General features: G+C 72.2%; 22 protein-coding genes and 1 tRNA gene. 5 read left to right on the top strand and 18 right to left on the bottom strand.

Features of this window, described 5'->3' with window-relative positions:
- The first annotated feature begins 212 nt into the window (after window positions 1-212).
- Entirely contained in the window at window positions 213-947 is a 735-nt protein-coding gene (locus ACZ7LV_RS21965; protein ID WP_471941454.1) for a ScbR family autoregulator-binding transcription factor, read from the top strand.
- Window positions 948-1,059: 112 nt separating this feature from the next.
- On the opposite strand, the gene ACZ7LV_RS21960 is transcribed toward ACZ7LV_RS21965, so the two are convergent.
- The 4 genes from ACZ7LV_RS21960 to ACZ7LV_RS21945 form a co-directional block, all read right to left on the bottom strand.
- Window positions 1,060-1,731: a ScbR family autoregulator-binding transcription factor gene (locus ACZ7LV_RS21960; protein ID WP_471941453.1), complete on the bottom strand. Its 672-nt coding sequence runs from the start codon at window positions 1,729-1,731 to the stop codon at window positions 1,060-1,062.
- Between the two features lie 196 nt (window positions 1,732-1,927).
- The gene (locus ACZ7LV_RS21955; RefSeq protein ID WP_471941451.1) at window positions 1,928-2,734 is read right to left on the bottom strand and encodes an SAM-dependent methyltransferase; all 807 of its coding nucleotides are present in this window, start codon (window positions 2,732-2,734) and stop codon (window positions 1,928-1,930) included.
- A gap of 191 nt (window positions 2,735-2,925) precedes the next feature.
- Window positions 2,926-4,113 carry an acyltransferase family protein gene (locus ACZ7LV_RS21950; protein WP_471941450.1) on the bottom strand — a complete coding sequence of 396 codons (1,188 nt, stop codon included), beginning with the start codon at window positions 4,111-4,113 and terminating at the stop codon, window positions 2,926-2,928.
- Between the two features lie 250 nt (window positions 4,114-4,363).
- Entirely contained in the window at window positions 4,364-4,639 is a 276-nt protein-coding gene (locus tag ACZ7LV_RS21945) for a DUF1876 domain-containing protein (RefSeq protein WP_471941449.1), read from the bottom strand.
- A gap of 170 nt (window positions 4,640-4,809) precedes the next feature.
- Here ACZ7LV_RS21945 and ACZ7LV_RS21940 point away from each other — a divergent pair, with 170 nt between their 5' ends.
- A complete protein-coding gene (locus tag ACZ7LV_RS21940; protein ID WP_471941448.1) occupies window positions 4,810-6,309 on the top strand; it encodes a purple acid phosphatase family protein in 1,500 nt (499 codons plus the stop codon).
- Window positions 6,310-6,359: 50 nt separating this feature from the next.
- Here the strand turns inward: ACZ7LV_RS21940 and ACZ7LV_RS21935 are convergent, their stop codons facing one another.
- From ACZ7LV_RS21935 to ACZ7LV_RS21920, 4 genes are all read right to left on the bottom strand, one after another.
- The gene (locus tag ACZ7LV_RS21935) at window positions 6,360-7,199 is read right to left on the bottom strand and encodes an EamA family transporter (protein ID WP_471941446.1); all 840 of its coding nucleotides are present in this window, start codon (window positions 7,197-7,199) and stop codon (window positions 6,360-6,362) included.
- Window positions 7,196-7,693: a YbaK/EbsC family protein gene (locus ACZ7LV_RS21930; protein ID WP_471941444.1), complete on the bottom strand. Its 498-nt coding sequence runs from the start codon at window positions 7,691-7,693 to the stop codon at window positions 7,196-7,198. Before ACZ7LV_RS21930 ends, ACZ7LV_RS21935 begins: the two co-directional genes overlap by 4 nt.
- A gap of 132 nt (window positions 7,694-7,825) precedes the next feature.
- Window positions 7,826-10,039 (bottom strand): MMPL family transporter, encoded by a 2,214-nt coding sequence (locus ACZ7LV_RS21925; RefSeq protein WP_471941442.1) that lies wholly within the window; start codon window positions 10,037-10,039, stop codon window positions 7,826-7,828.
- Window positions 10,040-10,193: 154 nt separating this feature from the next.
- A complete protein-coding gene (locus ACZ7LV_RS21920; RefSeq protein WP_471941441.1) occupies window positions 10,194-10,793 on the bottom strand; it encodes a TetR/AcrR family transcriptional regulator in 600 nt (199 codons plus the stop codon).
- A 191-nt stretch (window positions 10,794-10,984) separates the two neighbouring features.
- Here ACZ7LV_RS21920 and ACZ7LV_RS21915 point away from each other — a divergent pair, with 191 nt between their 5' ends.
- The gene (locus ACZ7LV_RS21915; RefSeq protein ID WP_471941439.1) at window positions 10,985-14,227 is read left to right on the top strand and encodes a S41 family peptidase; all 3,243 of its coding nucleotides are present in this window, start codon (window positions 10,985-10,987) and stop codon (window positions 14,225-14,227) included.
- An 82-nt stretch (window positions 14,228-14,309) separates the two neighbouring features.
- Here ACZ7LV_RS21915 and ACZ7LV_RS21910 read toward each other — a convergent pair whose 3' ends face one another.
- The 4 genes from ACZ7LV_RS21910 to ACZ7LV_RS21895 form a co-directional block, all read right to left on the bottom strand.
- On the bottom strand, window positions 14,310-14,498 hold the full coding sequence (locus tag ACZ7LV_RS21910; protein ID WP_471941438.1) for a hypothetical protein: 189 nt from the start codon (window positions 14,496-14,498) through the stop codon (window positions 14,310-14,312).
- Window positions 14,499-14,579: 81 nt separating this feature from the next.
- Window positions 14,580-15,464 (bottom strand): SDR family oxidoreductase, encoded by an 885-nt coding sequence (locus ACZ7LV_RS21905; protein WP_471941437.1) that lies wholly within the window; start codon window positions 15,462-15,464, stop codon window positions 14,580-14,582.
- The gene (locus tag ACZ7LV_RS21900) at window positions 15,461-16,387 is read right to left on the bottom strand and encodes an alpha/beta fold hydrolase (RefSeq protein WP_471941435.1); all 927 of its coding nucleotides are present in this window, start codon (window positions 16,385-16,387) and stop codon (window positions 15,461-15,463) included. The genes ACZ7LV_RS21905 and ACZ7LV_RS21900 overlap by 4 nt, the downstream gene beginning before the upstream one ends.
- On the bottom strand, window positions 16,384-17,934 hold the full coding sequence (locus ACZ7LV_RS21895; RefSeq protein WP_471941434.1) for a flavin-containing monooxygenase: 1,551 nt from the start codon (window positions 17,932-17,934) through the stop codon (window positions 16,384-16,386). Before ACZ7LV_RS21895 ends, ACZ7LV_RS21900 begins: the two co-directional genes overlap by 4 nt.
- Window positions 17,935-18,076: 142 nt before the next feature.
- Here ACZ7LV_RS21895 and ACZ7LV_RS21890 point away from each other — a divergent pair, with 142 nt between their 5' ends.
- Entirely contained in the window at window positions 18,077-18,736 is a 660-nt protein-coding gene (locus tag ACZ7LV_RS21890; RefSeq protein WP_471941432.1) for a MerR family transcriptional regulator, read from the top strand.
- A 10-nt stretch (window positions 18,737-18,746) separates the two neighbouring features.
- Here the strand turns inward: ACZ7LV_RS21890 and ACZ7LV_RS21885 are convergent, their stop codons facing one another.
- Window positions 18,747-19,556, bottom strand: coding sequence for an exodeoxyribonuclease III (locus ACZ7LV_RS21885; protein WP_471941431.1), 810 nt, complete (start codon window positions 19,554-19,556; stop codon window positions 18,747-18,749).
- 71 nt (window positions 19,557-19,627) lie between these two features.
- Here ACZ7LV_RS21885 and ACZ7LV_RS21880 point away from each other — a divergent pair, with 71 nt between their 5' ends.
- A complete protein-coding gene (locus ACZ7LV_RS21880; RefSeq protein ID WP_471941430.1) occupies window positions 19,628-20,104 on the top strand; it encodes a GNAT family N-acetyltransferase in 477 nt (158 codons plus the stop codon).
- Between the two features lie 93 nt (window positions 20,105-20,197).
- On the opposite strand, the gene ACZ7LV_RS21875 is transcribed toward ACZ7LV_RS21880, so the two are convergent.
- The 5 genes from ACZ7LV_RS21875 to moaC form a co-directional block, all read right to left on the bottom strand.
- Window positions 20,198-20,271: transfer RNA gene (locus ACZ7LV_RS21875), tRNA-Ala, on the bottom strand.
- Window positions 20,272-20,353: 82 nt separating this feature from the next.
- Window positions 20,354-21,619 carry a divisome protein SepX/GlpR gene (gene sepX / locus ACZ7LV_RS21870; RefSeq protein ID WP_471941429.1) on the bottom strand — a complete coding sequence of 422 codons (1,266 nt, stop codon included), beginning with the start codon at window positions 21,617-21,619 and terminating at the stop codon, window positions 20,354-20,356.
- Window positions 21,620-21,804: 185 nt separating this feature from the next.
- Window positions 21,805-22,482: a GNAT family N-acetyltransferase gene (locus ACZ7LV_RS21865; RefSeq protein WP_401682109.1), complete on the bottom strand. Its 678-nt coding sequence runs from the start codon at window positions 22,480-22,482 to the stop codon at window positions 21,805-21,807.
- Window positions 22,479-23,015, bottom strand: a complete 537-nt coding sequence (locus tag ACZ7LV_RS21860) for a MogA/MoaB family molybdenum cofactor biosynthesis protein (RefSeq protein ID WP_471941427.1) — start codon at window positions 23,013-23,015, stop codon at window positions 22,479-22,481. The genes ACZ7LV_RS21865 and ACZ7LV_RS21860 overlap by 4 nt, the downstream gene beginning before the upstream one ends.
- A complete protein-coding gene (moaC, locus tag ACZ7LV_RS21855) occupies window positions 23,012-23,524 on the bottom strand; it encodes a cyclic pyranopterin monophosphate synthase MoaC (RefSeq protein ID WP_471941426.1) in 513 nt (170 codons plus the stop codon). The genes ACZ7LV_RS21860 and moaC overlap by 4 nt, the downstream gene beginning before the upstream one ends.
- Window positions 23,525-23,560: the final 36 nt, after the last annotated feature.

Below are 23,560 nucleotides of genomic sequence, written 5' to 3'. Positions count from 1 at the left end.
CTGAGGCGCGAAAGGAACGTGGCCTTCCGCGAGCGGAACAGGACAGGGCTTACATGGGCCGCCGTCGTGCATGGCAACGCCGCTGCCGTAAGCGTACTAGCTGACTGGTTTTTTTTCTGTCGGACATGGCAGTCTTTTACCAAGGGACTCACGGCGGCACCGGCGGGGGTGGGCGACCGCCACCGGATGCCGACGGACAGGAGGTGGGCAAGTTGGCCAGAGCCAGGCAGGAACGGGCCGAGATCACCCGGCAGGCGATCCTCGACGGAGCCGCGACGGCATTCGACGCGACCGGGTTCGGCGGTACGAGCCTGAGCGACGTCGCGCAACAGGCGGGCGTCACGAAGGGCGCCCTCTACTTTCACTTCGCCTCCAAGGAGGCCCTCGCCCGCGCGTTGGTCGACGAGCAGTTCCAGTCGACCGATCTGATCGCCGGCGAGTTGATGCCGGGCGTGCAGACGGTGATCGACATGGGGCACCGGCTGGCGCACGGACTGCGCACCGACGTCCGGCTGCGCGCGGGGATACGGCTGGTGGTGGAGTTCGGTTCGTTCGTCGACCCCGACCCCACGCCCTACAACTCGTGGATCAGCATCGTGCGGGACTGCCTGGCGCCCGCCCAGGGCCGCGGCGACCTCTTCCCGCAGATCAACGTGACCGACCTGGCGACGTTCGTGTGCGGCTCGTTCACCGGCCTCCAGCTGACCTCGTACGTCCGTACCGGCCGCGAGGACCTGCACGAGCGGGTCACCGACATGTTCCGCTACCTGCTCCCGGGCATCGTCCCGGCCGAGCGGCTCGACGGCTTCCTGCCCGCCGGATCCCCCAAGTGCCGTGCGGAACTGGGGCTCGCGCCGCCGGTCGACGGGCACCCGGCGGAGCAGGGACACGGGCTGTTGCAGGGGCGCGGGCTGGAGCGGGAGCGGGTCGCGCAGCCGACCGACTGACCGGTAGGTGCATGCCAGGCGTGTACACGTGCCAATAGGGGGGACCGCAGCGGCGACATGGCGTCGACTCAGGTCTGTGACGAGGCGGTCCTCGACGAATGGGTCCCGGGCCTCACAGCACGGACGGGGCCGTGGTCCGCACCGCCCGCAGCCCGTTCTCCGACGCGAGCGCGGGCAGGGTCAGTTCCCACAGATCGGCGAGCCACGTCTCGCACTCGTCCGCCGGCACCCCCAGCCAGGTCAGCGTCTCCAGACCGGAGACCGCCGCCGCCACCGGCGTGCGCGCGGACGACTCCGCCACGGTGTGCCCGAGTTCTCCGGCCCGGCGGGCCTGGTCGAGCAGGCCGCCCAGCCGCCCCAGCCACTGCCCGTAGAAGTCCGCGGTGCCGTCGTCGGCGGGCAGCGCACGGCCGACAACGATGCCGCTGGCCTCCCCCGGTTCCCGTTCCCGGGCGATCCGCACCGACGCCCGCACGAAGACGTTCTCGCGCAGCAACCGGCCCAGCTCGTAGGTCAGATCGACGACGAGCTGGAGATACGTGCCGCCGGTCGCCTCCAACTGGAGCACCGCCCGCTCCATGACCTCCCGGCCGCGCTCCTGCACGGCCATGGCCACCTCGTCCTTGGTGGAGAAGTGGAAGAACAGCGCTCCCTTGGTCACTCCGGCGTGCTGGCTGATGTCGGCGAGCGTGGCCCGTACGTAGCCGTGCTGAGCGAACTGCTCGGCCGCCGCGACCACCAGTCGCTCGACGGTCCTCTCGGAGCGTTTTTGTTTGCCTGCCATCCGACCGCCGCTTCTCGAAGCAACCCGTTACACCTCCTGCATGGGTCCTTGATACGCCTCGGCAGTGCAGCGGAACGCAAGCCCAGTGTCAGATAAACAAAAAGATTCCAAACCCTCACACTTTCCGACCCGGCTCGCACGACGGGGCCGGCCCACGGGAGGCCGGGCCGGCCGCGTCCGGGTGCGTCGGGGTGCGTCAGTCCTTCACGGCGACGGCGGCGAAGCCGGCGGTGTCCTCGCGGTTGGTCTGGTAGTCCGCGTCGTCGGCCCGCTCCTCGTCCGTCTCCCACTCGTTGACGGACACCACACCCGGCTCCAGCACGGTCCAGCCCTCCGTGGCAACGAACCGGGTGATCTCCGCACGGGAGCGTGAGGCGAGGTCCACCCGCAGGTTCGTGTACAACTCGTCGACCGCGGCCCGCACCGGCGCGGAGACGTAGTCGGGGCTGGAGTGGGTGAGGATGAGGAGGCTGCCGGGGGCCAGCGCCTCCTTGTAGCGCTCGACGGTGCCGTAGGGGTCTTCGGAGTCGACGACGAAGTGCAGCAGCGCGCCCAGCAGCACGGCCACCGGCCGGGAGAAGTCGAGCAGTTCCTTGGTCGCGGGGGCGGACAGCACCGACTGCGGGTCGCGGAAGTCCGCGTCGACGTAGGCGGTCCTGCCGTCCGACGTCTCCCCCAGCAGCCGGCGCGAGATGTCACCGACGACCGGGTCGTTGTCGACGTAGACGACCTTGGCCTCGGGTGCTACCTCGTGCGTGGCGGCCGCGGCGGGGATGCCGCTGCCGATGTCCAGGAACTGGCCGATGCCACGCCGGGTGGCGGTGCGCACCGCCCGGTTGAGGAAGCGCCGGTTGGCGCGCGCCCCCAACGGGCCGCCGGGCAGCAGCTTCACGATGCCGTCCGCCGCGGCACGGTCCACGGGGAGGTTCTCGGAGCCTGCGAGGAAGTAGTCCATGATGCGCGCGGCGTGCGGGATCTGGTCGGGGGTCATGTTCTCGGGCATGTCCACACATCCTTGGTGAGGGGTTGGGTCTCATGCGAGGGGGGAGCCCGGCGGGGCCGACCGGCCCGGCGAGGAACACACGGAAAAGGCGACATCCGAGACCGGTGACCACCGGTGGATGTCGCCTTTGTCATGCTGTTTCAGGGCAAAAGGGCTCCGCGAAGAAGCGTGACATGTGCACGCGTCCGATGTCAACGGAGGCTGGGAGTCCGCTCCGCCGGGGCCGTCGCCGCCTGCTTCGGGCGAGGCCGGCTGAGGTGCCTCATCGCGGGGCGCTCCACCAGCGCGTGGAGCAGATAGGCGAGGACGGTGGTGACGGCCCAGGCCAGCAGGCACAGCCCGACCGCCTCGGCGAGGCTGTAAGGGGCGTGCCCGGCCAGGTACTTGGTGCCGCCGATCAGGACGGCCGCCTGGAGCAGGTAGAACGCGAACGACACCTCGCCGAGCCAGGTCATCACCCGGCCCCGGAAGGGCGAGCGCCGCCCGCGCACGTCGGCGACCGCCGCGGCCGGGATGAGCAGGCCGAGCGGGATCACCCAGACCGCGGAGAGGGCGTACAGATAGGGCACCTCGAGCGCCACGGCGTACGCGGCGACGCACAGCAGCACCGCCTGCCACAGTCGCACGCCCACCCAGCGGTCGGTCAGCACGAGCCGGGCCAGCAGCATGCCGACCACGAACTCCAGCATCCGCACCGGCGGCAGCTGGTACACGAACCAGTTCTGCACCTCGCTCACCTGCCAGCCCGGGATGCGGACCTCGCCCGGCAGCGCGGCGTAGGCGAAGGCCGGTACGGCGATCACGGCGGCCACGAGGCCGGCCGTCCACCCCCACAGCCGGGCCGGGCGGATCGCCTTCACGGCCCGGTGCAGCAGCGGGAAGCACAGGTAGAAGAGAAGTTCACAACCCAGCGACCAGCTGGGGGCGTTGACGCTGAAGGACACCGCGGGGTCCCAGGACCAGGTCTGCAACAGCAGCAGGTTGGGCAGCCAGTGCTGCCAGGCGGTGGTGGTCGCGCCGGCGAAGACCAGCAGCGAGACCACGAAGGTGACGAGGTGGTTGGGGTACAGCTTGACCAGGCGGCGCCGCAGGAACCGGCCGGAGGTGTCCGTGGGGCGGGCCGACCAGGTCAGGATGAACCCACTGAGGAGGAAGAAGAACGACACCCCGAGCCCGCCCGCGATCCCGAACAGCCGGGCCGCGTCGTGCCCGGTCCGCCCGGCGAACGGGCTGAGCTGGGGGCTGGTGACGTGGTACAGGAACACGGCCATCGCCGCGTAGAACCGCAGTCCCGTCAGTGACGGCAGCCCGTCGAGCGGGCGTGCCCGCCCGGTTCGGGCGGGCACGCTCTCCTGGGGCCGATGGGTGGGGATGGTCACGGACCTCTCCTTCGCGCGGCATGAGAAAACACCGCGCGGCAGGCCGGGTGGCCTGCCGCGCGGTGTCGGAAAGACAGGGAAAAAGAGAAGGGTCGGCCGACGGAAGGTCCCGGCCCTCAAGGGGGGCGCTCGGGCGCACACATCAGCCGCCGCCAAGAGCGTGACAGCCCTCCTTCGCGGAAGTCAACCCGCTCCGGATGCCGCCACGCGCCTGACGGTCGGGCCGCGCGGGACGCGGATCGGAAGCGGATCAGACGTGGATCGGGTGCGACGTGCGCCCCGACGCCGAGTCGATCTCGTCGTGCGCCTTGGTGAGCAGCCGCATGGCCAGTTCGTTCAGCGCCCGCGCCCCGGCGATCTCCTCGCCCACCCGCGGCTGATGGGAGTCGGTGTGGTGCCGGGCAGCGTGTCCGTGGGCCCGTACCTCGGTCCCGTCGGGCAGCCGCACCAGCGCCGCCGCCCTCGTGTGGGTGTCGTCCTCCTGGAACTCCAGCTCGACATGCCATCCCACCGTGGTGTGCATCATGACGATCACCTCCGGACCACCTGTCTCCAGGATCAGCCGTTGCCGGTTGTTTCCAGGGTGCTCCCGCAGTGCCCGGCTTGTCGCGTTCCCGTCGCTCCTGTCGTGTTCCGGACCCGGTCACGCCGCCGCGACCACGGCCGCCGTTCACTGCCGCCGGGCACCAAGGCCGTATGCGCTGTTGTCCGACCGCTCCCCCAGCCGTCCGCTCGGCCCTCGGGTCCCTCTCCGCGCTCCCCGCCCCCCACCACGTCCTGCGCTCCGCCGCCGTGCTGGCCCCCGTCGTCCTGCACGGTCTGCGCACCCGGCACCGCGGCCCCCTCGCCGCGGTGCAACTGGAACTGGTCACGCTGGCCGAGGACCACGCCGTGCTCACCTGGTTCACGGGAATGCCCGGCACCGACGACGGGCTCGGGCAGATGCTCCCCGCGCCCACCGAGGGCGAGGTGGTGTACGGCACCCATCCGGCGCGCCTGGACCGGGTCGCCGGCGAGGACCGGCCGACCGCTCACCACCAGGTCGAGCTGACGGACCTGGAGCCGGGCCGGACGTACTACTACCAGGCCCGTTCCCGGGGCGTCCCCGCCTCCGCGACCCCGCTGCACCTGGCCGGCGGGAACGCGGTGGGCACCTCGCCGCACGGCCTGGGCACGCCCGCGGGCCCGTACTCCTTCACCACGCCCCAGCCGCCGCCGGGCCGCCACCTGCTCTCGATCGCGCTCTGCAACGACCTGCACCTGGGCGAGACGACGGCGGGCCTGGTGGCCGGGCTCCCGCTCCTGCGCGGTGTCTCCCAGACGCCGGGGCACGACCCGTACCCGGAGGTCATGAGCCGCGCCGTGGTCGCGGAGGCCCTGCGACGCGGGGCGGACCTGTTGCTGGCCGCCGGGGACATCTCGGCGGGCGGCGCGCCGCGCGACCTGGCGACGGCGCGGCGCATCCTGGACGGCTTCGGCACCCACGGGCGGGACTACTTCGTCGTACGGGGCAACCACGACCGGGCGGGCCCCGGCGGCGACGCCTTCCACCGGGCCTTCGGCTCCACGACCGGCGAGGCCACCTTCTTCGCCCGGGAGGTGGGCGGCCTGCGGATCATCGGGCTCGACACCTACGAGAAGACGGGCACCGGCGGCGACGCGGGCGGGATGGGGGCGGAGCAGTTGGCGTGGCTGCGGGCCCTGCTGCGCGAGACGCGGGAACAGCCGACGCTCGTCTTCGGCCACCATCCGCTGACCGTGCGGCACTCCCTGTTCCCGGTGAGCGCGGGACAGCGGCTGGCCCGCGCCCAGGCCCGCGCGGTCCTGGCGGCCTACGCCGCCGCGCGGGGTGTCTTCCTGCATCACGCCGGCCATACCCACCGCAACAAGCGCACGGTCCTGGACGAGGCGCCGCACGTCACGTTCCAGGAGGTCAGCGCGGTCAAGGACTATCCGGGCGGCTTCAGCCTGCTGCGCCTGCACGCGGCCGGATACGCCCTGAACCACTACACGCCCCGGGACGCCGCGGCACGCGCCTGGGTGGCGCGCGGTCGCCGGGTCGCGGGCGGTCTGTGGCCGCACCACGCGTTCGGCCACGCGGTGACGGACCGCAACAGCGTCGCGGCCCACGACCTGTCCGGCATCACCCGCCCGACACCGAGGGACCCCGTACCGGACCGCCTCACGGCGGCCTAGGCCGGTCGTCCCCGTGCCGAGCCCGCGGCGCGCCGGGGATGCCGGCGTGCTCACGCCAGCATGAGTCCCATCCCCACGACCAGCAGCCCCGCGGCCGCGATCCGGGCCGCCCCGAACCGCTCCTTGAAGACCACGGCACCGATGGCCGCGCCCACGATGACCGACGACTCGCGCAGGGCGGCGACGGGCGCGAGGGGGGCGCGGGTCTGCGCCCACAGGATCAGGCCGTAGGCGCCCACGGACAGGGCGGCGCCCAGCAGCCCCAGTCCGAGGAAGGGCCGCAGGCGCGCCACGGTCCCGGCACGCCAGACGCACAGCGCGTACGCCGGGATCACGGCGCCCTGCACCACCATCAGCCAGGCCACGTACCCGAACGCCGAGCCCGCGGCCCGTACGCCGAGACCGTCCACCACCGTGTACACGGCGATGGTCAGCCCGGTCGCCAGCGCCGCCCCGATCGCGGGCCGGTCGGTCCGCCGTCCGCGCAATCCCCACAGCGCGGCGCCGGTCAGTCCCGCACAGCTCAGCGCGATCCCGGCCACCACCCAGCCGTCGGGAATCTCGTGCGCGAAGACCGCGGCCAGCACGGTGACGACGAGTGGCGCGCTGCCGCGCGCGATCGGATAGGCCTGCCCGAAGTCACCGAGCCGGAAGGACTTCATCAGCAGTGCGTAGTACGCGATGTGCACCGCGGACGACAGCAGCAGATACGGCCAGGCCCGCGCCGCCGGCACCGCGACGAAGGGCAGCAGCGCGAGTCCGATGAGCAGTCCGCCGCCCGAGATCAGCGTGAACCCGACGAGTTTGTCGGTGATGCGGTGGGCGATGGCGTTCCAGCTGGCGTGCGCGACGGCGGCGAGCAGTACGGCCGTGGTGACCAGCGGCGTCACGCAGCGCGCTCGCGGACGTCCACCAGGGTGCCGCCGGCGTGGGCGATCAGGGCCTTGGGCTCCATCGGGAAGACGGTGTACGGCGTCCCGGCCGCCGCCCACACGACGTCGTGGTCGAGCAGCGACCGGTCGGCGAGGACCCTCGTCCTGGTCAGATGCCCGAACGGCGGCACCCCGCCGATGGCGTACCCCGTGGTCTCCCGTACGACGTCGGCGCCGACCCGCGTGACCTCGCCGACGCCGAGCTCCCGGCGCACCAACTGCACGTCGACGCGGGAGGCCCCGTCCATCAGCACCAGCACCGGCACCCCGTCGGCACCGAAGACGAGCGACTTGCAGATCTCGCTCAGCTCGCACCCGAGGGCGGCGGCGGCCTCGGCGGCGGTCCGCGTCGCCTCCGGAAAACGCCGGACCCGCCCCCGCACCTCCCCGAGCCCCAGCGCGTCGAGCGCGGCACCGAACCGGGGGTGAACTCCTGATTCCGAAGTGGTCATGCCCGGCACGCTAGCGGCCGGACATGACCACACGCGACCGGGTTCCCCCCACCGGACCTGCGCCACCGACCGACGTGAGAGGCCGGTGAGCCCCGTGGGCGTGGGGACTCACCGGCCTGGGTTCAAGGGGCGTCAGGCGTGGATCAGTTGGCGGTCCTCGTCGTCGCGGTCCGTCCTCGTGCGCAGGCCCTCGCCCTCGACGTCGACGTTGGGCAGCGCGCGGTCCAGCCACCTGGGCAGCCACCAGGCCTTCTTGCCGAGCAGCGCCAGGACCGCCGGGACGATCGCCATGCGGACGACGAAGGCGTCGAAGAAGACCGCGATCGCCAGGCCGAAGCCGATCATCTTGACCATGGCCTCGCTGGAGCCGATGAAGCCCGCGAAGACCGCCATCATGATGACGGCCGCCGCCGTGACTACCCGCGCGCCGTGCCGGAACCCGGTCACGACCGCCTGGCCGGGCTTCTCCCCGTGGACGTACGCCTCCCGCATCCGGGTCACGAGGAACACCTCGTAGTCCATCGCCAGTCCGAAGACCACGCCGACCATGAAGATCGGCATCATCGACATGACCGGTCCGGTCTCCTCGACGCCCATCAGTCCGGCGAACCAGCCCCACTGGAAGACCGCCACGACGGCGCCGAGCGCCGCCATCACGCTCAGGAGGAAGCCGAGCGCCGCCTTCAGCGGGACCAGGATCGAGCGGAAGACCACGATCAGCAGGAGGAACGCCAGGCCGACCACCAGGATCAGATACGGGACCAGCGCGTCGTTCAGTTTCTGGGAGACGTCGATGTTCATCGCCGTCGCGCCGGTGACGAGCACCTCCGCCCCGGTGTCCGCCTTGATCGCGGTGCCCGCGTCGCGCAGGGAGTGCACCAGTTCCTCGGTCGTCACCGACGACGGCTTGGAGTCGGGGATCACGGTGATCGTCGCCGTGTCACCGGCCTTGTTGGGCGCCGGCGGAGTCACCGTGACGACGTTCCGCAGGCCCTTGATCTCGTCGGCGACCTCGTCGAACGCACCCTCGGCGTCGTCGCTCGACTTGCCGTCGACCACGACCATCAGCGGGCCGTTGAAGCCGGGACCGAAGCCGTCCGAGAGCAGGTCGTACGCCCGGCGCTGCGTGGTCGAGGTCGGCTGCGAGCCGTCGTCGGGCAGGCCGAGTTCGAGCGAGGTCGCCGGGACGGCGGCGGCACCGAGGCCGAGCACCCCCAGCAGCAGCACGGCGACGGGACGGCGTACGACGAAACTCGCCCAGCGAGTGCCCATGTTGGGGCGGTTCTGCTTGCCCGCGGCCGAGGCGCGGCCGCCGCCCAGCAGCTTGCTCTTCTCCCCCGTCGGACGCACCTTGCGGCCCGCGAAGCCGAGCAGCGCCGGAATCATCGTCAGCGCGATCAGCACGGCGACGGCCACGGTGCCCGCCGCCGCGACACCCATCTTCGTCAGCATCGGGATGTTGACGACGGCCAGACCCACCAGCGCGATCACGACCGTCAGGCCCGCGAAGACGACCGCGGAACCGGCCGTGCCGACCGCCCGTCCGGCCGCCTCCTCACGTTCGCGGCCCTCGGCCAGTTCCGCCCGGTAGCGGGAGACGATGAACAGCGCGTAGTCGATGCCGACCGCGAGGCCGATCATGGTGGCCAGCGTCGACGTCGTCGAGCCGAGGTCCAGCGTGCTCGCCAGCGCGGTGATCGTCGCGACGCCGATGCCGACGCCGATGATCGCCGTCAGCAGCGGAAGCCCGGCCGCGAGCAGCGACCCGAAGGTGATGACCAGGACGACCGCCGCGACGGCGATGCCGATGATCTCCGTCGAACCGGTCTCGGGCGTGGTCTGGAGCGCGTCGCCGCCGACCTCGACGGTCAGCCCGGCGTCCCGCGCGTCCTGCGCGGCCTCTTCGAGGGCCTCGCGGGAGGTCTCCGCCAGCTCCATGCCGGAGACCTTGTAGGTGACCTGCGCGTAGGCGATCGTGCCGTCCCGGCTGACCGACTTCGCGACGTACGGGTCGGCGACGGCGACGACCTCGGAGCCGTCGGACAGTTCCCGGACGGTCTCCTTGACGGTCGCCTTGTGGCCGACGGCGGTCATCTTCTCGCCGGGCGGCGCCTTGAAGACGACCCGTGCGGTCGCCCCGTCCGCGCTCATCCCGGGGAAGCGTTCCTCCAGCAGGTCGAAGGCCTTCTGGGCCTCGGTGCCGGGGATCGAGAAGGACGTGGTGCCGGCGGTGGGCGCGCTGGCCGCGCCGACACCGGCGAGGGTCAGCAGCGCCACCCAGATCAGGGCGACGAAATGCCGTCGCCGGAAGGCGAGCCGGCCGAGTTTGTAGAGGAACGTGGCCACGAGGGCGGACTCCCGGTCAGGTCGTGGGGGTGTTTCAGGGCAGGGGTGATCACCCGGCGGGGAGGCAGGGGTGATCGTCCCGACGACGTGAGCGGGCGCGTCAGGTACAGGTGGTGGTGCGGGTACGGGTGCTGCTACGGGGGCGAGGAGGTGCTCAGAGGGTGGGGACGCCGAGGGCGGGGAGCACCACGGCGTCGATGTACGAGGTGAGGAAGTCCCGCGTCGGCGGGAGGTCCTCGATCAGCGCACGGGTGGCGAAGGCGCCGAGCATCATGTGCACGACGTACTCCAGCGCGGGGTTGTCGGCCCGGACCTCGCCCCGGTCGATCGCCCGCTGGACCATGCTGCGGAACTCCTGCGTCTCGGGCTCCACCAGCAGTTCCCTGAACGCCTTCAGCAGATCCGGGTTGGTGTGCGCCGCCATGGCCAGACCCCGCATCAGCGCGGCGTTCTGCTCCATGGTGCAGTCGTCCTCGTGCTCCAGCAGGGCATGGAAGTCGCCCCGCAGGGTGCCGGTGTCGACGTCGGCGATGCCACCCGGCTTGTTGTACCGGATCGCCTTGGCCACCAGCTCGGCCTTGCCGCCCCACTGGCGGTAGAGCGTCGCCTTGCTGGACTTCGTACGGGCGGCCACCGCGTCCATGGTGAGCGCGTCGTAGCCGACTTCCCGGAGCAGGTCGAGCACGGCCGCGTACAGCTCGGCCTCGCGCTCGGGTGTGATCCGGCTGCGACGCGTCGTTGCGACCTCGGCCATGTGACTCACCCTTCCCGCTCGCGGATCTCCGTACGACACCGTCTCGTACTCGTACATGACGAATGTAGCGCAGCCCACTAAGAAACGAAACCGTTTCGTACGTGTCGCCCGTCACGCTCCCCCACCACGCGTCCCGAGGGGGGTTTTCATACGACTTGCTCCGGTCCGTCCTCGGGGCGAAGCATGGGGAGGTGACCTATCTGCGTCTGCCCCACCTCAGCGGTGACCTGCTGTGCTTCGTCGCCGAGGACGACCTCTGGCTCGCCCCTCTCGACGGGCCGGGTCGCGCCTGGCGGCTCACCGTCGACCGCACCAAGATCGGCCATCCGCGCTTCTCCCCGGACGGCAGCCGGATCGCCTGCACGAGCTGGCACAGTCTGGTGCCCGAGCTGTACCTGGTGCCGACGCAGGGCGGCAGCGGCCGCCGGCTCAGCTACTGGGGCAGCCCGGACACCCAGGTGTGCGGCTGGACCCCGGACGGCGACATCCTCGCCGTCGCCTCGCACGGAGAGCCGTTCTCGCACTTCACCTGGGCCTACAAGGTCTCCACGGACGGCTGCCCGGGCCGCAAACTGCCCTGGGGTCCGGTCACGGACCTCCAGGTCGCCGACATCGACGGCGAGCGCCGCACCCTCCTGCTCACCGGCACGCCACCCCACGAACCGGCCTCCTGGAAGCGCTACCGCGGCGGCGCCATGGGCCGCCTGTGGCTGCACGGCACCCGACTGCTCGCCGACCTGGAGGGCCATCTGCACTCCCCGATGTTCGTCGGCGGCCGGATCGCCTTCCTCTCCGACCACGAGGGCGTCGGCAACCTCTACTCCTGCGCCTACGACGGCTCCGACCTGCGCCGGCACACCGACCACGACGCCTTCTACGCCCGGCACGCCGCCGGCGACGGCACCCGCGTCGTGTACCAGTGCGGCGGGGACCTGTGGCTCGTCGACGACCTCGCCGCCGACTCCGCGCCCCGCCGGCTCGACGTCCGCCTGAGCGGTCCGCGCGCGGGCCGCCGTACCTACCAGGTGCCCGCCGCACACCACGTGGACGGCATCTCGGTCGACGAGACCGGGCGCGCGAGCGCCGTCGTCGTCCGGGGCAGCCTGTACTGGCTCACCCACCGCGACGGCCCCGCCCGCACCCTCACCGACACCCCGGGCGTCCGGGTGCGGCTGCCGGAGATGCTCGGCTCGGGCGGCCAGGTCGCCTACGTCACGGACGCGGAGGGCGAGGACGCGATCGAGATCGCCTATCTGCCGCGCGCCACCGGCGACCGCGCGCCGCGACGGCTGGCGCAAGGGGAGCTGGGCCGGGTGCTGGAGATGGTCTCCGATCCGGACGGCGAGCGGCTCGCCCTCGCCTCGCACGACGGGCGGCTGCTCCTGCTCGACGCGACGGAGGAGTCCGGGGGAGGCGCGGTGACCGAGCTGATCCGGTCGATCAACGGCCCGGTGCGCGACCTAGCCTTCTCACCGGACGGCTCGTGGCTCACCTGGTCGCACCCGGGCGTCGGCCGGTCCCTGCGCCAGATCAAACTGGCCCGGATCAAGGACCGTTTCGTCGTCGACCTCACCAACGGCCGCTTCGAGGACGAGAACCCGGTCTTCACCCGCGACGGCCGCTATCTCGCCTTCCTCTCCTGGCGCGGCTTCGACCCGGTCTACGACGTCCACACCGGCGACCTGTCCTTCCCGCTGGGCTGCCGCCCGTACCTGGTCCCGCTGACCTCGGCCACCCCCTCCCCCTTCGCGCTGAGCCCGGACGGGCGCCCGGCCGCCGGGGGGATGGACCCGGTCGAGGACGAGGCCGGCGCCGAGGGCGGGGAGGGCGGCGCGGTGATGGTCGAGGTCGAGGGCCTGGAGAGCCGGGTGACGCCCTTCCCGGTCGCCGCCTCCAAGTACTCGGGGCTGTACCCGGTCGCGGGCGGCGGGCTGGTCTGGCTGCGCTGGCCGATCTCGGGCGCGCTCGGCGAGACGTTCGTCAACCCGGACGACACCAGCGGCCGTCCCACGCTGGAGTACTTCAACATCGTCAAGGCGAAGAAGTCCGAACTGGTCGAGCACCTCGACTGGTTCACCGTCAGCGGCGACGGCACCCGTCTCGTCGTGGTCGACGAGGGCGACCTGCGCGCGGTGCCGTCCACCGAGTCCGGCGACAGCGACACGACGACCTGGATCGACCTGCGCCGCATCCTGCACGAGGTCGACCCGGCCGCCGAGTGGCGCCAGTCGTACGAGGAGGCGGGCCGGCTGATCCGGGCCTACTTCTGGGAGCCGGGGATGTGCGGGATCGACTGGGACGCGGTGCTGGACCAGTACCGGCCGCTGGTGGAGCGGGTGGCCTCCCCGGACGAGTTCGCCGACCTGCTGCGCGAACTCCTCGGCGAACTGGGCACCTCCCACGCCTACGTCACCGCCGCCCGCCGCAACGAGGGCCCGCCCCACTACCAGCGCCGCCAGGGCCTGCTCGGCGCCAACTTCGTCCAGCGCGAGGGCGGCTGGACCGTCGCCCGCATCCTGCCCGGCGACTCCTCCGACTCCAAGGCCCGCTCCCCGCTGGCCGGTTCCGGCATCCGCGAGGGCGCGATCCTGACCCATGTGGACGGCCGCCCGGTCGACCCGCTGTCCGGCCCGTACCCGCTCCTCGCGGGCGCGGGCGGCACGACGGTCGAGCTGACCTTCACCCCGGCCGAGGGCGAGGGGCGCTCCCGCCGGGTCGCCGTCGTCCCGCTCCTCGACGAGCGTCCGCTGCGCTACCAGGACTGGGTGGCCAAACGCCGTGAGGTGGTGCGGGAGTTGAGCGGCGGGCACTGCGGCTATCTGCACATCCCCGACATGGGCGGCTCGGGCTGGGCCCAGTTCAACCGCGATCTGCGCATGGAGGTGTCCCGTCCCGCGTTGATCGTGGACGTGCGGGGCAACGCCGGCGGCCACATCAGCGAGTTGGTCATCGAGAAGCTGACCCGCACGATCCTGGGCTGGGACCTCACGCGCGACGCCCAGCCGGTGTCGTACACCTCGAACGCGCCGCGCGGACCGGTGGTGGCGCTGGCGGACGAGGCGACGTCCTCCGACGGCGACATGATCACGGCCGCCTTCAAACTCCTCAAGCTGGGCCCCGTGGTGGGGCAACGCACCTGGGGCGGTGTCGTCGGCATGACCGGCCGGCACCGGCTGGGCGACGGCACGATCATCACCGTGCCGATGAACGCCGCCTGGTTCGACGCCTACGGCTGGTCCGTCGAGAACCACGGCGTCAGCCCCGACGTGGAGGCCCTGCGCACCCCCCTCGACTGGGCGGAGGGCCGCTACGCCCAGCTCGACGACGCGGTGCAACTCGCCGTGCACCTGCTGACGACGGAGCCCGCGGCGACACCGCCCGACTACCGTCACGTGCCGGACAGATCCCGCCCGAAGCTGCCGCCCCGGCCGTGACCCGCACCCGCGCACACGAACACAGGGTGCCCTCCGGAAGAAGAGGGCACCCTGCGTCACTGGGTGAAGCCGTTACGCACACTCAGGCGTCGTAGTCCTGCGCGAAGCGGTCCTCGGCCTCCTGCCGCTCCCGCTCCGAGTCCGAGTCGCGGCGGCCGCGCTCACGCATCGGGTCGGAGGGACGCTCACGCGTCTCGTCCCGCTCCTGCCCGGCGCGCTCCTTGGCCTGCTGCCGCATGCGCTCGGCCTTGTCCTGGAACTGGTCCTTCATGCCCATGAGATTCACTCCCGTAGTGGGTGGGGGATGGGGCCTCGACCAGATTTGCACGGCAGGACTACGCACGCATTTCGATCAACTACGCTGCGTAGCCCGCGCCTGCTCGTCGGCCTCGCCGCCCGCGCCCACGAGTCCCGTGCGCATCCCGCGCAGCCGCGGCGCGAACCGCCGCATCTCGCGCTGCCCCACGGTGGCGATGAGCGCCGGCAAGTACCCGCGCACCCCCTGCATCCCGCGCAGCCACCACTGCCCGTACACATGGCTCGACCGGTGCTCGATGCCGGCCACGATCCGGTCCACGGCCGGCCCGAGCGGATAGGTCTTGTTCGACGGCCACGGCAGCCGCTGCCTCAACTCCCGCATGACGTCGTCCTGATCGGCCCCGCGCACCATGTCGGTGTCGGTCCAGGACAGATACGCGACCCCGACCTTCACGCCCTGGTGGCCCACCTCGGCGCGCAGACTGTGCGCGTACGCCTCCACGCCCGACTTGGACGCGCAGTACGCGGTCATCATCGGCGCCGGCGTGATCGCGGCGAGGGAGGCGATCTGGAGCAGATAGCCCCGGCTCTCGGTGAGCACCGGCAGGAAGGCGCGGGCGGTCACCGCGGACCCGATCAGATTGACCTCGATGACCCGCCGCCAGGCCTGCGGATCGGAGTCGGTGAAGGGCCCGCCGCTCGCGACGCCCGCGTTGGCGACGACGAGGTCGACCTTGCCGAAACGCGCCTTGACCTCCTGGGCGACCTTCGCCATGGCCTCGTGGTCGGTGACGTCGGCGTACCAGTGCTCGCTCTCGCTGTGCAGCCGCGCGGAGACCTGCTTCAGCGCGTCCGGCTCCAGGCCGACCAGCGCCACCTTGGCGCCGCGCGCCGACAGCTTGCGGGCGAGCAGCTCCCCGACGCCCCGCGCGGCCCCGGTGACGACCGCGACCTGTCCCTCCAGGCTGACCCTGCTCATGCGCCCTCCTTGACCGGTTCCCCCGGCGCGTACGTGGTGACGAGTTCGCGAATCCTGCCGGTGATCAGCTCGGGAGCCTCGACCGGTGTCATGTGTCCGAGCCCGGGCAGCTCGGTGAGTCCGACGCACCGTGGCAGCGCGGCGACCAGCGCGCGGGCGTGCACCGGCGGTGTGAGCCGGTCGCCCGTGCCGACGACGACCTCGGTGGGGACCTGCAACTCCCGTACGCCGTGGTCGAGGTCGAGCAGGTCCAGCACCCGCGACCAGGAGTGGCGCACGGTGCGCGGGCAGGCGTGCACGATCCGGGCGCACGCCTCCACCATGTGCGGGGCGGAACCGGCGCCCATGGTGGCGTACTTGAGGATCCTGCGCGCCGGCCCCGTGACCGGGCCGAGAGGCGCGCGGGAGCCGAGGATGTGCCCGGTCAGCCACGTCCGCAGCCGACCCGCCCGCATCGGCAGGACGGTCGACTCGGCGACCAGGCGCGAACTGCCCGTGCTGCACAGCAGGACGGCCGCCGCGTGGGCCCGGAAGCGTTCCCGCCCGGCCGCCGCCAGCACCGTCATGCCGCCCATGGAGTGCCCGGCGATCACCGCCCGCTCCCCGGGCACGAGGGTCGCGGCGAGCACGGCCTCCAGGTCGTCGGCGAGGGCCTGCGGGCTGCACATCCGGCTCGCGGGGCTGCGGCCGTGACCGCGCTGGTCGTAGGCGATGACCCGGTGGTCCGCGGCCAGGGACCGGATCTGCGCGGCCCAGAACGCGGTGGAGCAGGTCCAGCCGTGGACGAGGACGACGGCCGGCGCGTGGTCGGGTCCGTGCACCTCGACGTGCAGGGTCGCGCCGTCGGCGGAGGTGACCGTCAGTACGCGGGCCGGGACGGGGGGCGCGTAGAGGCCGGCGGTGACATGCAGGAGGCGGCTCATGCGAGGGCCTCCCGGACGGCCTCGCCGGTGGCGTCGCCGACGGCCTTCCCCGTGACCTCGCCGGTGGGCCGGTCGGCGGCCGGGCGCAGCACCTCGTACTCGGCGAGGTCCACGCGCCGTGTCGCGCGCCGGAACTCGCTCGTCGTACCGGGCCAGATGGTCGTGTTGCGGCCGGAGGCGTCCAGGTACCAGCTGTTGCAGCCGCCGGTGTTCCACACCGTGCGCTTCATCCGCTCCTGCACGCTCAGGTTCCAGGCGTTCACGGCCTCGGGGCGGGCGTCGAGGGCCACCCGCCCGCCGAGCACCTCCAACTGCCGCACGTAGTCGGCCAGGTAGTTCAGCTGGGACTCGATCATGAGGATCATGGAGGAGTTGCCGAGTCCGGTGTTGGGCCCGATGATCGTCATCCAGTTCGGGAACCCGGCGGCCGAGGCGCCGCGCAGGGCCTCCATGCCGCCCTTCCAGACCTCGGCGAGCGTGCGGCCCTCCGCCCCGACGACCCGCTCGGCGATCGGCATGTCCGTCACGTGGAAGCCGGTGCCGAAGACGATCGCGTCGACCTCGGCCTCGGTGCCGTCGACCGCGACGACCGTCGAGCCGCGGACCTCGCTCAGCCCGCTCGCGACGACGTCCACGTTCGGCCGGGCGAGCGCCGGATAGTACTCGCTGGACAGCAGGATCCGCTTGCAGCCGATGCGGTAGTCCGGGGTGAGCCTGGCGCGCAGGGCCGGGTCCTTGATGGCGCGGGCCATGTTCTGCTTGGCCAGCCGCTCCACGAAACCCAGCTCGCCCGGGTGCTTGGTGAAGGCCTGGACCTGCAACTCCCGGATGCCCCACAGCAGTCCGCGGCGGAGCCGGGCCGTCAGCGGCAGCGCGCGGTGCAGCCTGCGCTCGGCACCGCTGATCGCGCGGTCCATGCGGGGCATGACCCAGGGCGCGGTGCGCTGGAAGAGGGTGAGCCGGCCGACCTCGGGCTGGAGGGCGGGCACGATCTGGATGGCGGAGGCGCCGGTGCCGACCATGGCGACGCGCTTGCCGCGCAGGTCGGCGTCGTGGTCCCAGCGGGCGGAGTGGAAGACCTTGCCGGGGAAGGTGTCGAGGCCGGGGACGTCGGGAACCTTCGGGTCGGACAGCGGTCCGGTGGCGGAGACGACGAGGTCGGCGGTGAGGGTGCCGGAGGCGGTCTCGATCACCCACCTGAGCGCGTCACCGTCCCAGGCCATCCGCTCGACCTCGGCGTCGAAGCGCAGGTGCGGGCGCAGCCCGAAGACGTCCGCGACGTGCTCCAGGTAGGCGCGGATGTGCTCCTGCCCGGAGAAGGTGCGCGGCCACTCGGGGTTGGGCGCGAAGGAGAACGAGTACAGATGGGAGGGCACGTCGCAGGCGCACCCGGGGTAGCTGTTGTCCCGCCAGGTGCCGCCGACGCTGCCGGCGCGTTCCAGGACGACGAAGTCGGTGATCCCCTCGCGGCGCAGCCGCACGGCGGCCCCGAGCCCGCCGAATCCCGACCCGACCACCGCCACCCGTACATGTTCGTGCTCGGACATACCGACGCCCCTCCATGCCGTTCCGTGACTCTGCGACCATGCCAGTGTTCACTGGCACAATCGGGAGAGTAGAGGAGCGGCGTACTGATGGGTAGGGGGCGGCACGAGGAAAGTTACCGGCGGTACACCGTAGGGTGCGGACGTGACCGAGAAGCGTGAGTACCGCATGGAGGAGCTGGCCCGGCTGGCCGGCATCACGGTGCGCACCCTGCGCTTCTACCGCGAACGCAAGCTGATCCAGCCGCCCCGCCGCGAGGGCCGCATCGCCTGGTACGACGACCACCACCTGGCCCGGCTGCGCACGATCGGCGCGCTGCTGGAACGCGGCCACACCCTGAACGGCATCGCGGAACTCGCCGAAGCCTTCGACCAGGGCCGCGACGTCGCCGACCTCTTCGGCGTCGGCATCGGCGCCCCCACCGAGGAGGAGCCGGTCCGCCTCACCCCCGAGGAACTCGCCGCCCGCTTCGAGGGCGAGGTCACCCCCGAGAACCTGGCCGCCGCGATGGACCTCGGCTACCTGGGCACCGACGGCGACGAACTGGTCCACATCAGCCGCCGCCTGCTCGACGTCTCCTCGGCCCTGGTCCGCGAGGGCATCCCGCTGGCCGAGGTCCTCCGGGCGGGCAAGCAGGTACGCGCCCACGCCGACGCCCTTGCCGAACTCTTCGCCGCCCTGGTCCTGCGGCACGCCCCGGAGGAGGACCTGCCCCGCCTGCGCCCCCTGGCCCGCAGCGTGGTGGAGGCGGAACTCTCCCTGGCCCTGGACCGCCGCATGCGCGGCACGCGCCAGGGCCTGTGACCGACGGCCCCTACCGGTCGTAGACCACCGTCACCGGCGCGTGGTCCGACCAGCGCTCGCCATGGGTGGCCGCGCGCTCCACGTACGCCTTGAGCGCCCGGCGGGCGAGCCCGGGCGTGGCCACCTGGAGGTCGATGCGCCATCCCGAATCGTTGTCGAACGCCCGCCCCCGGTACGACCACCAGGTGTACGGCCCCTCGACGTCCGGATGCAGGGCGCGCACGACGTCGACGTAGCCGCCGGCGCCGGCGCCGGGGTCGAACACCGAGGTGAGCCAGTCGCGTTCCTCCGGCAGGAAGCCGGAGTTCCTGGTGTTGCCGCGCCAGTTCTTCAGGTCCGCCCGCTGGTGGGCGATGTTCCAGTCGCCGCAGACGACCACCTCGCGCCCGTCGGCGGCGGCCCGTTCCCTCAGGTCCTTGAGATAGGCGAGGAACTCACCCATGAAGCGCGCCTTCTCGTCCTGGCGCTCGGTGCCCACCTCGCCCGAGGGGAGGTAGAGGGAGGCGACCGTCACACCGGGCAGGTCGGCCTCGACGTACCGCCCGCCGGCGTCGAACTCGCTCGACCCGAACCCGACGCGCACCGCGTCCGGCTCACGCCGGGTGTACAGGGAGACCCCCGCGCGCCCCTTGGCCGCCGCGGGCGCGTGCGTCACGTGCCAGCCCTCCGGCGCCCTCACGTGCTCGGGCAGTTGCTGCGGCTCGGCGCGCACCTCCTGCAGGCACAGCACATCCGCCTGGGTCGCGGCGAGCCATTCCACGAAGCCCTTCTTCGCCGCGGCCCGCAGCCCGTTCACATTCACAGAGGTCACAGTGAGCACGGGCCGCACCCTACCGGCACACTGGACGAAGTCCAGATTCCCACTCTCTGCATAGGTGTACGATCCGCAGCATGAATATACGCCGCGTCCCCTTCGACCATCCCGACGCCGTGAAGCTCAACGACGAGGTCCAGGCCGAGTACCACGAGCGCTACGGCGACGGTGGCGACGCCACCGTTCTCGACCCGTCGGACTTCCGGCCGCCGAACGGCGTGTACCTGATCGCCTACGACGAGTCCGACCGCCCCGTCGCCACCGGCGGCTGGCGCAGCCAGGACAAGAACGCCGAGGGCAACGAGAACGGCGACGCGGAACTGAAGCGGATGTACGTGATCAGGGAGCTGCGCGGCCGCGGCCTCGCCCGGCGGATGCTCACCGCGCTGGAGGAGGATGCCCGCGCCGCCGGCCGCGTCCGGATGGTCCTGGAGACCGGCACCGAACAGCCCGAGGCCATCGCCCTGTACAGCTCCAGCGGCTACGAGCCGTGCACCAAGTTCGGCTACTACCGCTTCCACGAGTCGAGCCGCTGCTTCGCGAAGCCCCTGTGACGCGCGCCACTTGAGGGCCCGTCACCGGGCCCTCGCGGACGCGGGAGACGCGCTAGAGCCCCGTCGGGATTCCCGACGGGGCTCTATGCTGCGTGGACCTGTGGGGATTTGAACCCCAGACCCCCTCGATGCGAACGAGGTGCGCTACCAGACTGCGCCACAGGCCCTTGCAACGAGTGAAACTTTAGCACCCCGATCGGGGTGCTTGGAAATCCGTTCCCGCAGGACCCGGGGCCGCGGCGGTGCGGGCTACTCGTTGGCCGCCCGCGGCCGCTCCCCCTCCTCGTACTGGTCGAACAGCGGCGTACGACCACGCTCGCGTGCCCGCCGCGCCGAGGCCGCCCGGCGCCGCGCGTCCCCGCGCCCCTCACCGTCCGCCTTGTCGGACGCGCCGTCCGCCGCGCCGTCCGCCGCCCGCGACCGCCCCTGCTCCCCGGCGTCGGCCGGGGAGGCGGCGGAGGCGGCAGGTGTCCCGGAGGCGCGCTCCGGCGAGCCCACGGGGGCCTCCTGCCCCTGCGCCGCCGGACCCGACCGCGCCGAGCTCCAGGCGTCCAGGGCCCCGAGATCCACCTCCGGGGTGGCGCGCGGCGCGACCGGCGCCGTCACGTACGTCGGCAACGGCACCGGCACGGGATCCCAGCTCTCACCGTGCCCGGGCCGGCGCTGCCGCTCCCGCTGCTGGTCGACCCACTCGGCGTGGTCGGTCTGCTCCACCAGCGCCCGCCGGTCCGCGGCCAGCGCCGAGAGCCCGGCGTCGGTCTCCGGTTCGTGCCCCTCCTCGGGCTCGTCGGCCTCCGTCTCGGCCACCGCGTGCCGGCGCGGCTGCCGCGTCCGCTCACGGAGCCGCTGCGCCGCGGCCTCCGCCTGGCGCCGGTCCATCTGGTACGCGAACCGACGGCGCTCCTGCGCCCGCAGGTACACGATGTACCCGCTGAGCAGCACGGCGGGCACCCCGGGCGCCCACAGGAACGTCAGGCCGCCGACCGCCGCGACGACCGCGCCGAGCGTGAAGGCGAGGAAGAGCATGATGGTGGTGCGCCTGCGGCGCGCCAGCACCTTCGTGCGCCGGGCGCGTGCCGCGGCCGCCTCCGCACCGGGTGCGCGACGGGCCGGCGGGATCTGCCCCCGCGGGGGCTCGGACGCGGAAACGTCCGCACGGGCCGGGGCGGTGCCGGCCTCGCGGGACCCGGACGCCGGCACGGCTTTCGCCGCCTCGACGACCGCGCCCGTCTGCGGGCGGGTCGGGGGCATGGCGAAGGCCCGGACGTCCACCGAGTCGGTGACCGCGTCCGGGTCGTCGAAGCCGGGCTCCCCCTCGTCGGTGGAGCGCGCCCGCAGGTCCTTGGCGTATCGGCGCTCCATGCCCGCCCGTCCGGACAGCAACCGGATGGCCGTGCTGAAGCGTTCCGTCGGACGGGCCTCGTTCAGCTCGTCCTGCCTACGGAGCCACATCGGCACCAAGTAGGCGGCCCAGGCCCCGACAATGACTGCGTAGATGAGGCCGCTGCTGCTCACGCCTCACACGGTAGAGGGGTTTGTGTGAGGCCATCTGCCAATTGAGCCGGTGTGTCGCACGATCTGGCTGATATTTCGAGCTTTTTTTGTGACCGATGCGATCACCAGGCTGGCGCACCCGCGAATTCAATGCCTCCGGACCGGTCACCAACCGATCATTTTCGAACACTTATTCAATTTCAGGGTCAGGCGGGATTCCCGGGCGCGTTCTGCGAGTTCCGGGGCAGGTCCCGCGCGTTCCCCGGGGCGTTCCGCGCGCGGGCGCGTCGCCAGCGCGCGAGCAGCCCCTCGGGGACTTCCTCCGCGGTGAGCGCGAAGACCAGATGATCCCGCCAGGCACCGTCGATGTGGAGATAACGGGGCCGGAGCCCCTCCTCGCGGAATCCGAGTTTCTCCACCACCCGGCGGCTGGGCCCGTTCTCCGGGCGAATGCACACCTCGATGCGGTGCAGGCCGACGGTCCGGAAACAGTGGTCGACGGCGAGCGCCACGGCCGTCGGCATCACGCCACGGCCGGCCACCGACTCGTCCACCCAGTAGCCGACGTGTCCCGAGCACATGGAGCCCCAGGTGATCCCGGCGACCGTCAACTGCCCGACGAGACGCCCCTGGTACTCGATGACGAACGGCAGCATCCGCCCCGCGTTCGCCTCGGACCGCAGATGGCGGACCATCTGGCGGTACGTCGGCCGGTGGGTGATCGGGCCGGCGGGCGTGGGCGGCGGGATGGTCGCCTCCCAGGGACGCAGCCAGTCGCGGTTGCGCCGGTTGACCTCGCGCCAGGCCCGCTGGTCGCGCAGCTTTATCGGCCGGAGGACGACCTCGCCGTCCACCAGTACGACGGGCCAGGACGGGCTGTTCAGCTCGCACCCCCATCGGAGGGTCTGGGGTGGTCACCGCCGCGGATCTGGTCGACGGCGTGGACCAGCAGGGGTTCCAGTACGGCGAGTCCGTCGCGCACCCCGCCGGACGAACCGGGCAGGTTGACGACCAGGGTCCCGCCCGCGACCCCGGCCAGACCCCGGGAGAGCGCGGCGGTGGGCACCTTGTCCCGTCCGTGGGCCCGGATCGCCTCCGCGATGCCCGGCACCTCCCGGTCGAGTACGGCGCGGGTGGCCTCCGGGGTGCGGTCGGTGGGCGAGACGCCGGTGCCGCCGGTGGTGACGATCACGTCGTAGCCGGCTTCGACGCCCGCCCGCAGCGCGGCCTGCACCGGATCCCCGTCGGGGACGACCCGCGGTCCGTCGACGGCGAACCCGAGACCCTTGAGGGCGGCGGCGATCAGCGGGCCGCCCTTGTCCTCGTAGACCCCGGCGGCCGCCCGGTTGGACGCCGTCACCACCAGAGCGGCGTACGCCGTCGGCGGCGCGCCGCCGAGTGTCGAGTCGTCCGTCATGCCCTGCTCCAGTCGCCCGACTTGCCGCCCGTCTTCTCCTCCACCCGCACGTCCGTGATGACCGCTCCCTTGTCGACCGCCTTCACCATGTCGATCACGGTCAGCGCGGCGACGGAGACCGCGGTGAGCGCCTCCATCTCGACGCCCGTGCGGTCCGTCGTGCGCACCGTCGCGTGGATCTCCACGGCGTCGTCCGCGACCGACAGATCCAGTGTCACACCCGACACCGACAACGGGTGGCACAGCGGGATCAGGTCCGGCGTCCGTTTGGCGCCCATGATCCCCGCGATCCGCGCGGTGGCGAGCGCGTCGCCCTTGGGGACCCCTGCACCGCGCAGCAGCTCGATCACACGGGGCGAGACGAGGACCCGCCCGCTCGCGCGCGCGGTGCGCGCGGTGACGTCCTTGTCCGAGACGTCGACCATGCGGGCGGCGCCCGCGTCGTCGAGGTGCGTCAGATGGTCCTGCGCAGGCGGTCCGGGGGTCTCCCCCCGGGAAGGCACGGTCATGGTGTGGCGCTCCCGGTCCGGGCCCGTCGCGGTGCG

This window comes from Streptomyces sp. NPDC107562, assembly GCF_055657325.1.
The sequence above is the reverse complement of the archived record's forward strand: the minus strand, read 5'-3'. Positions and strand labels throughout refer to the sequence as shown.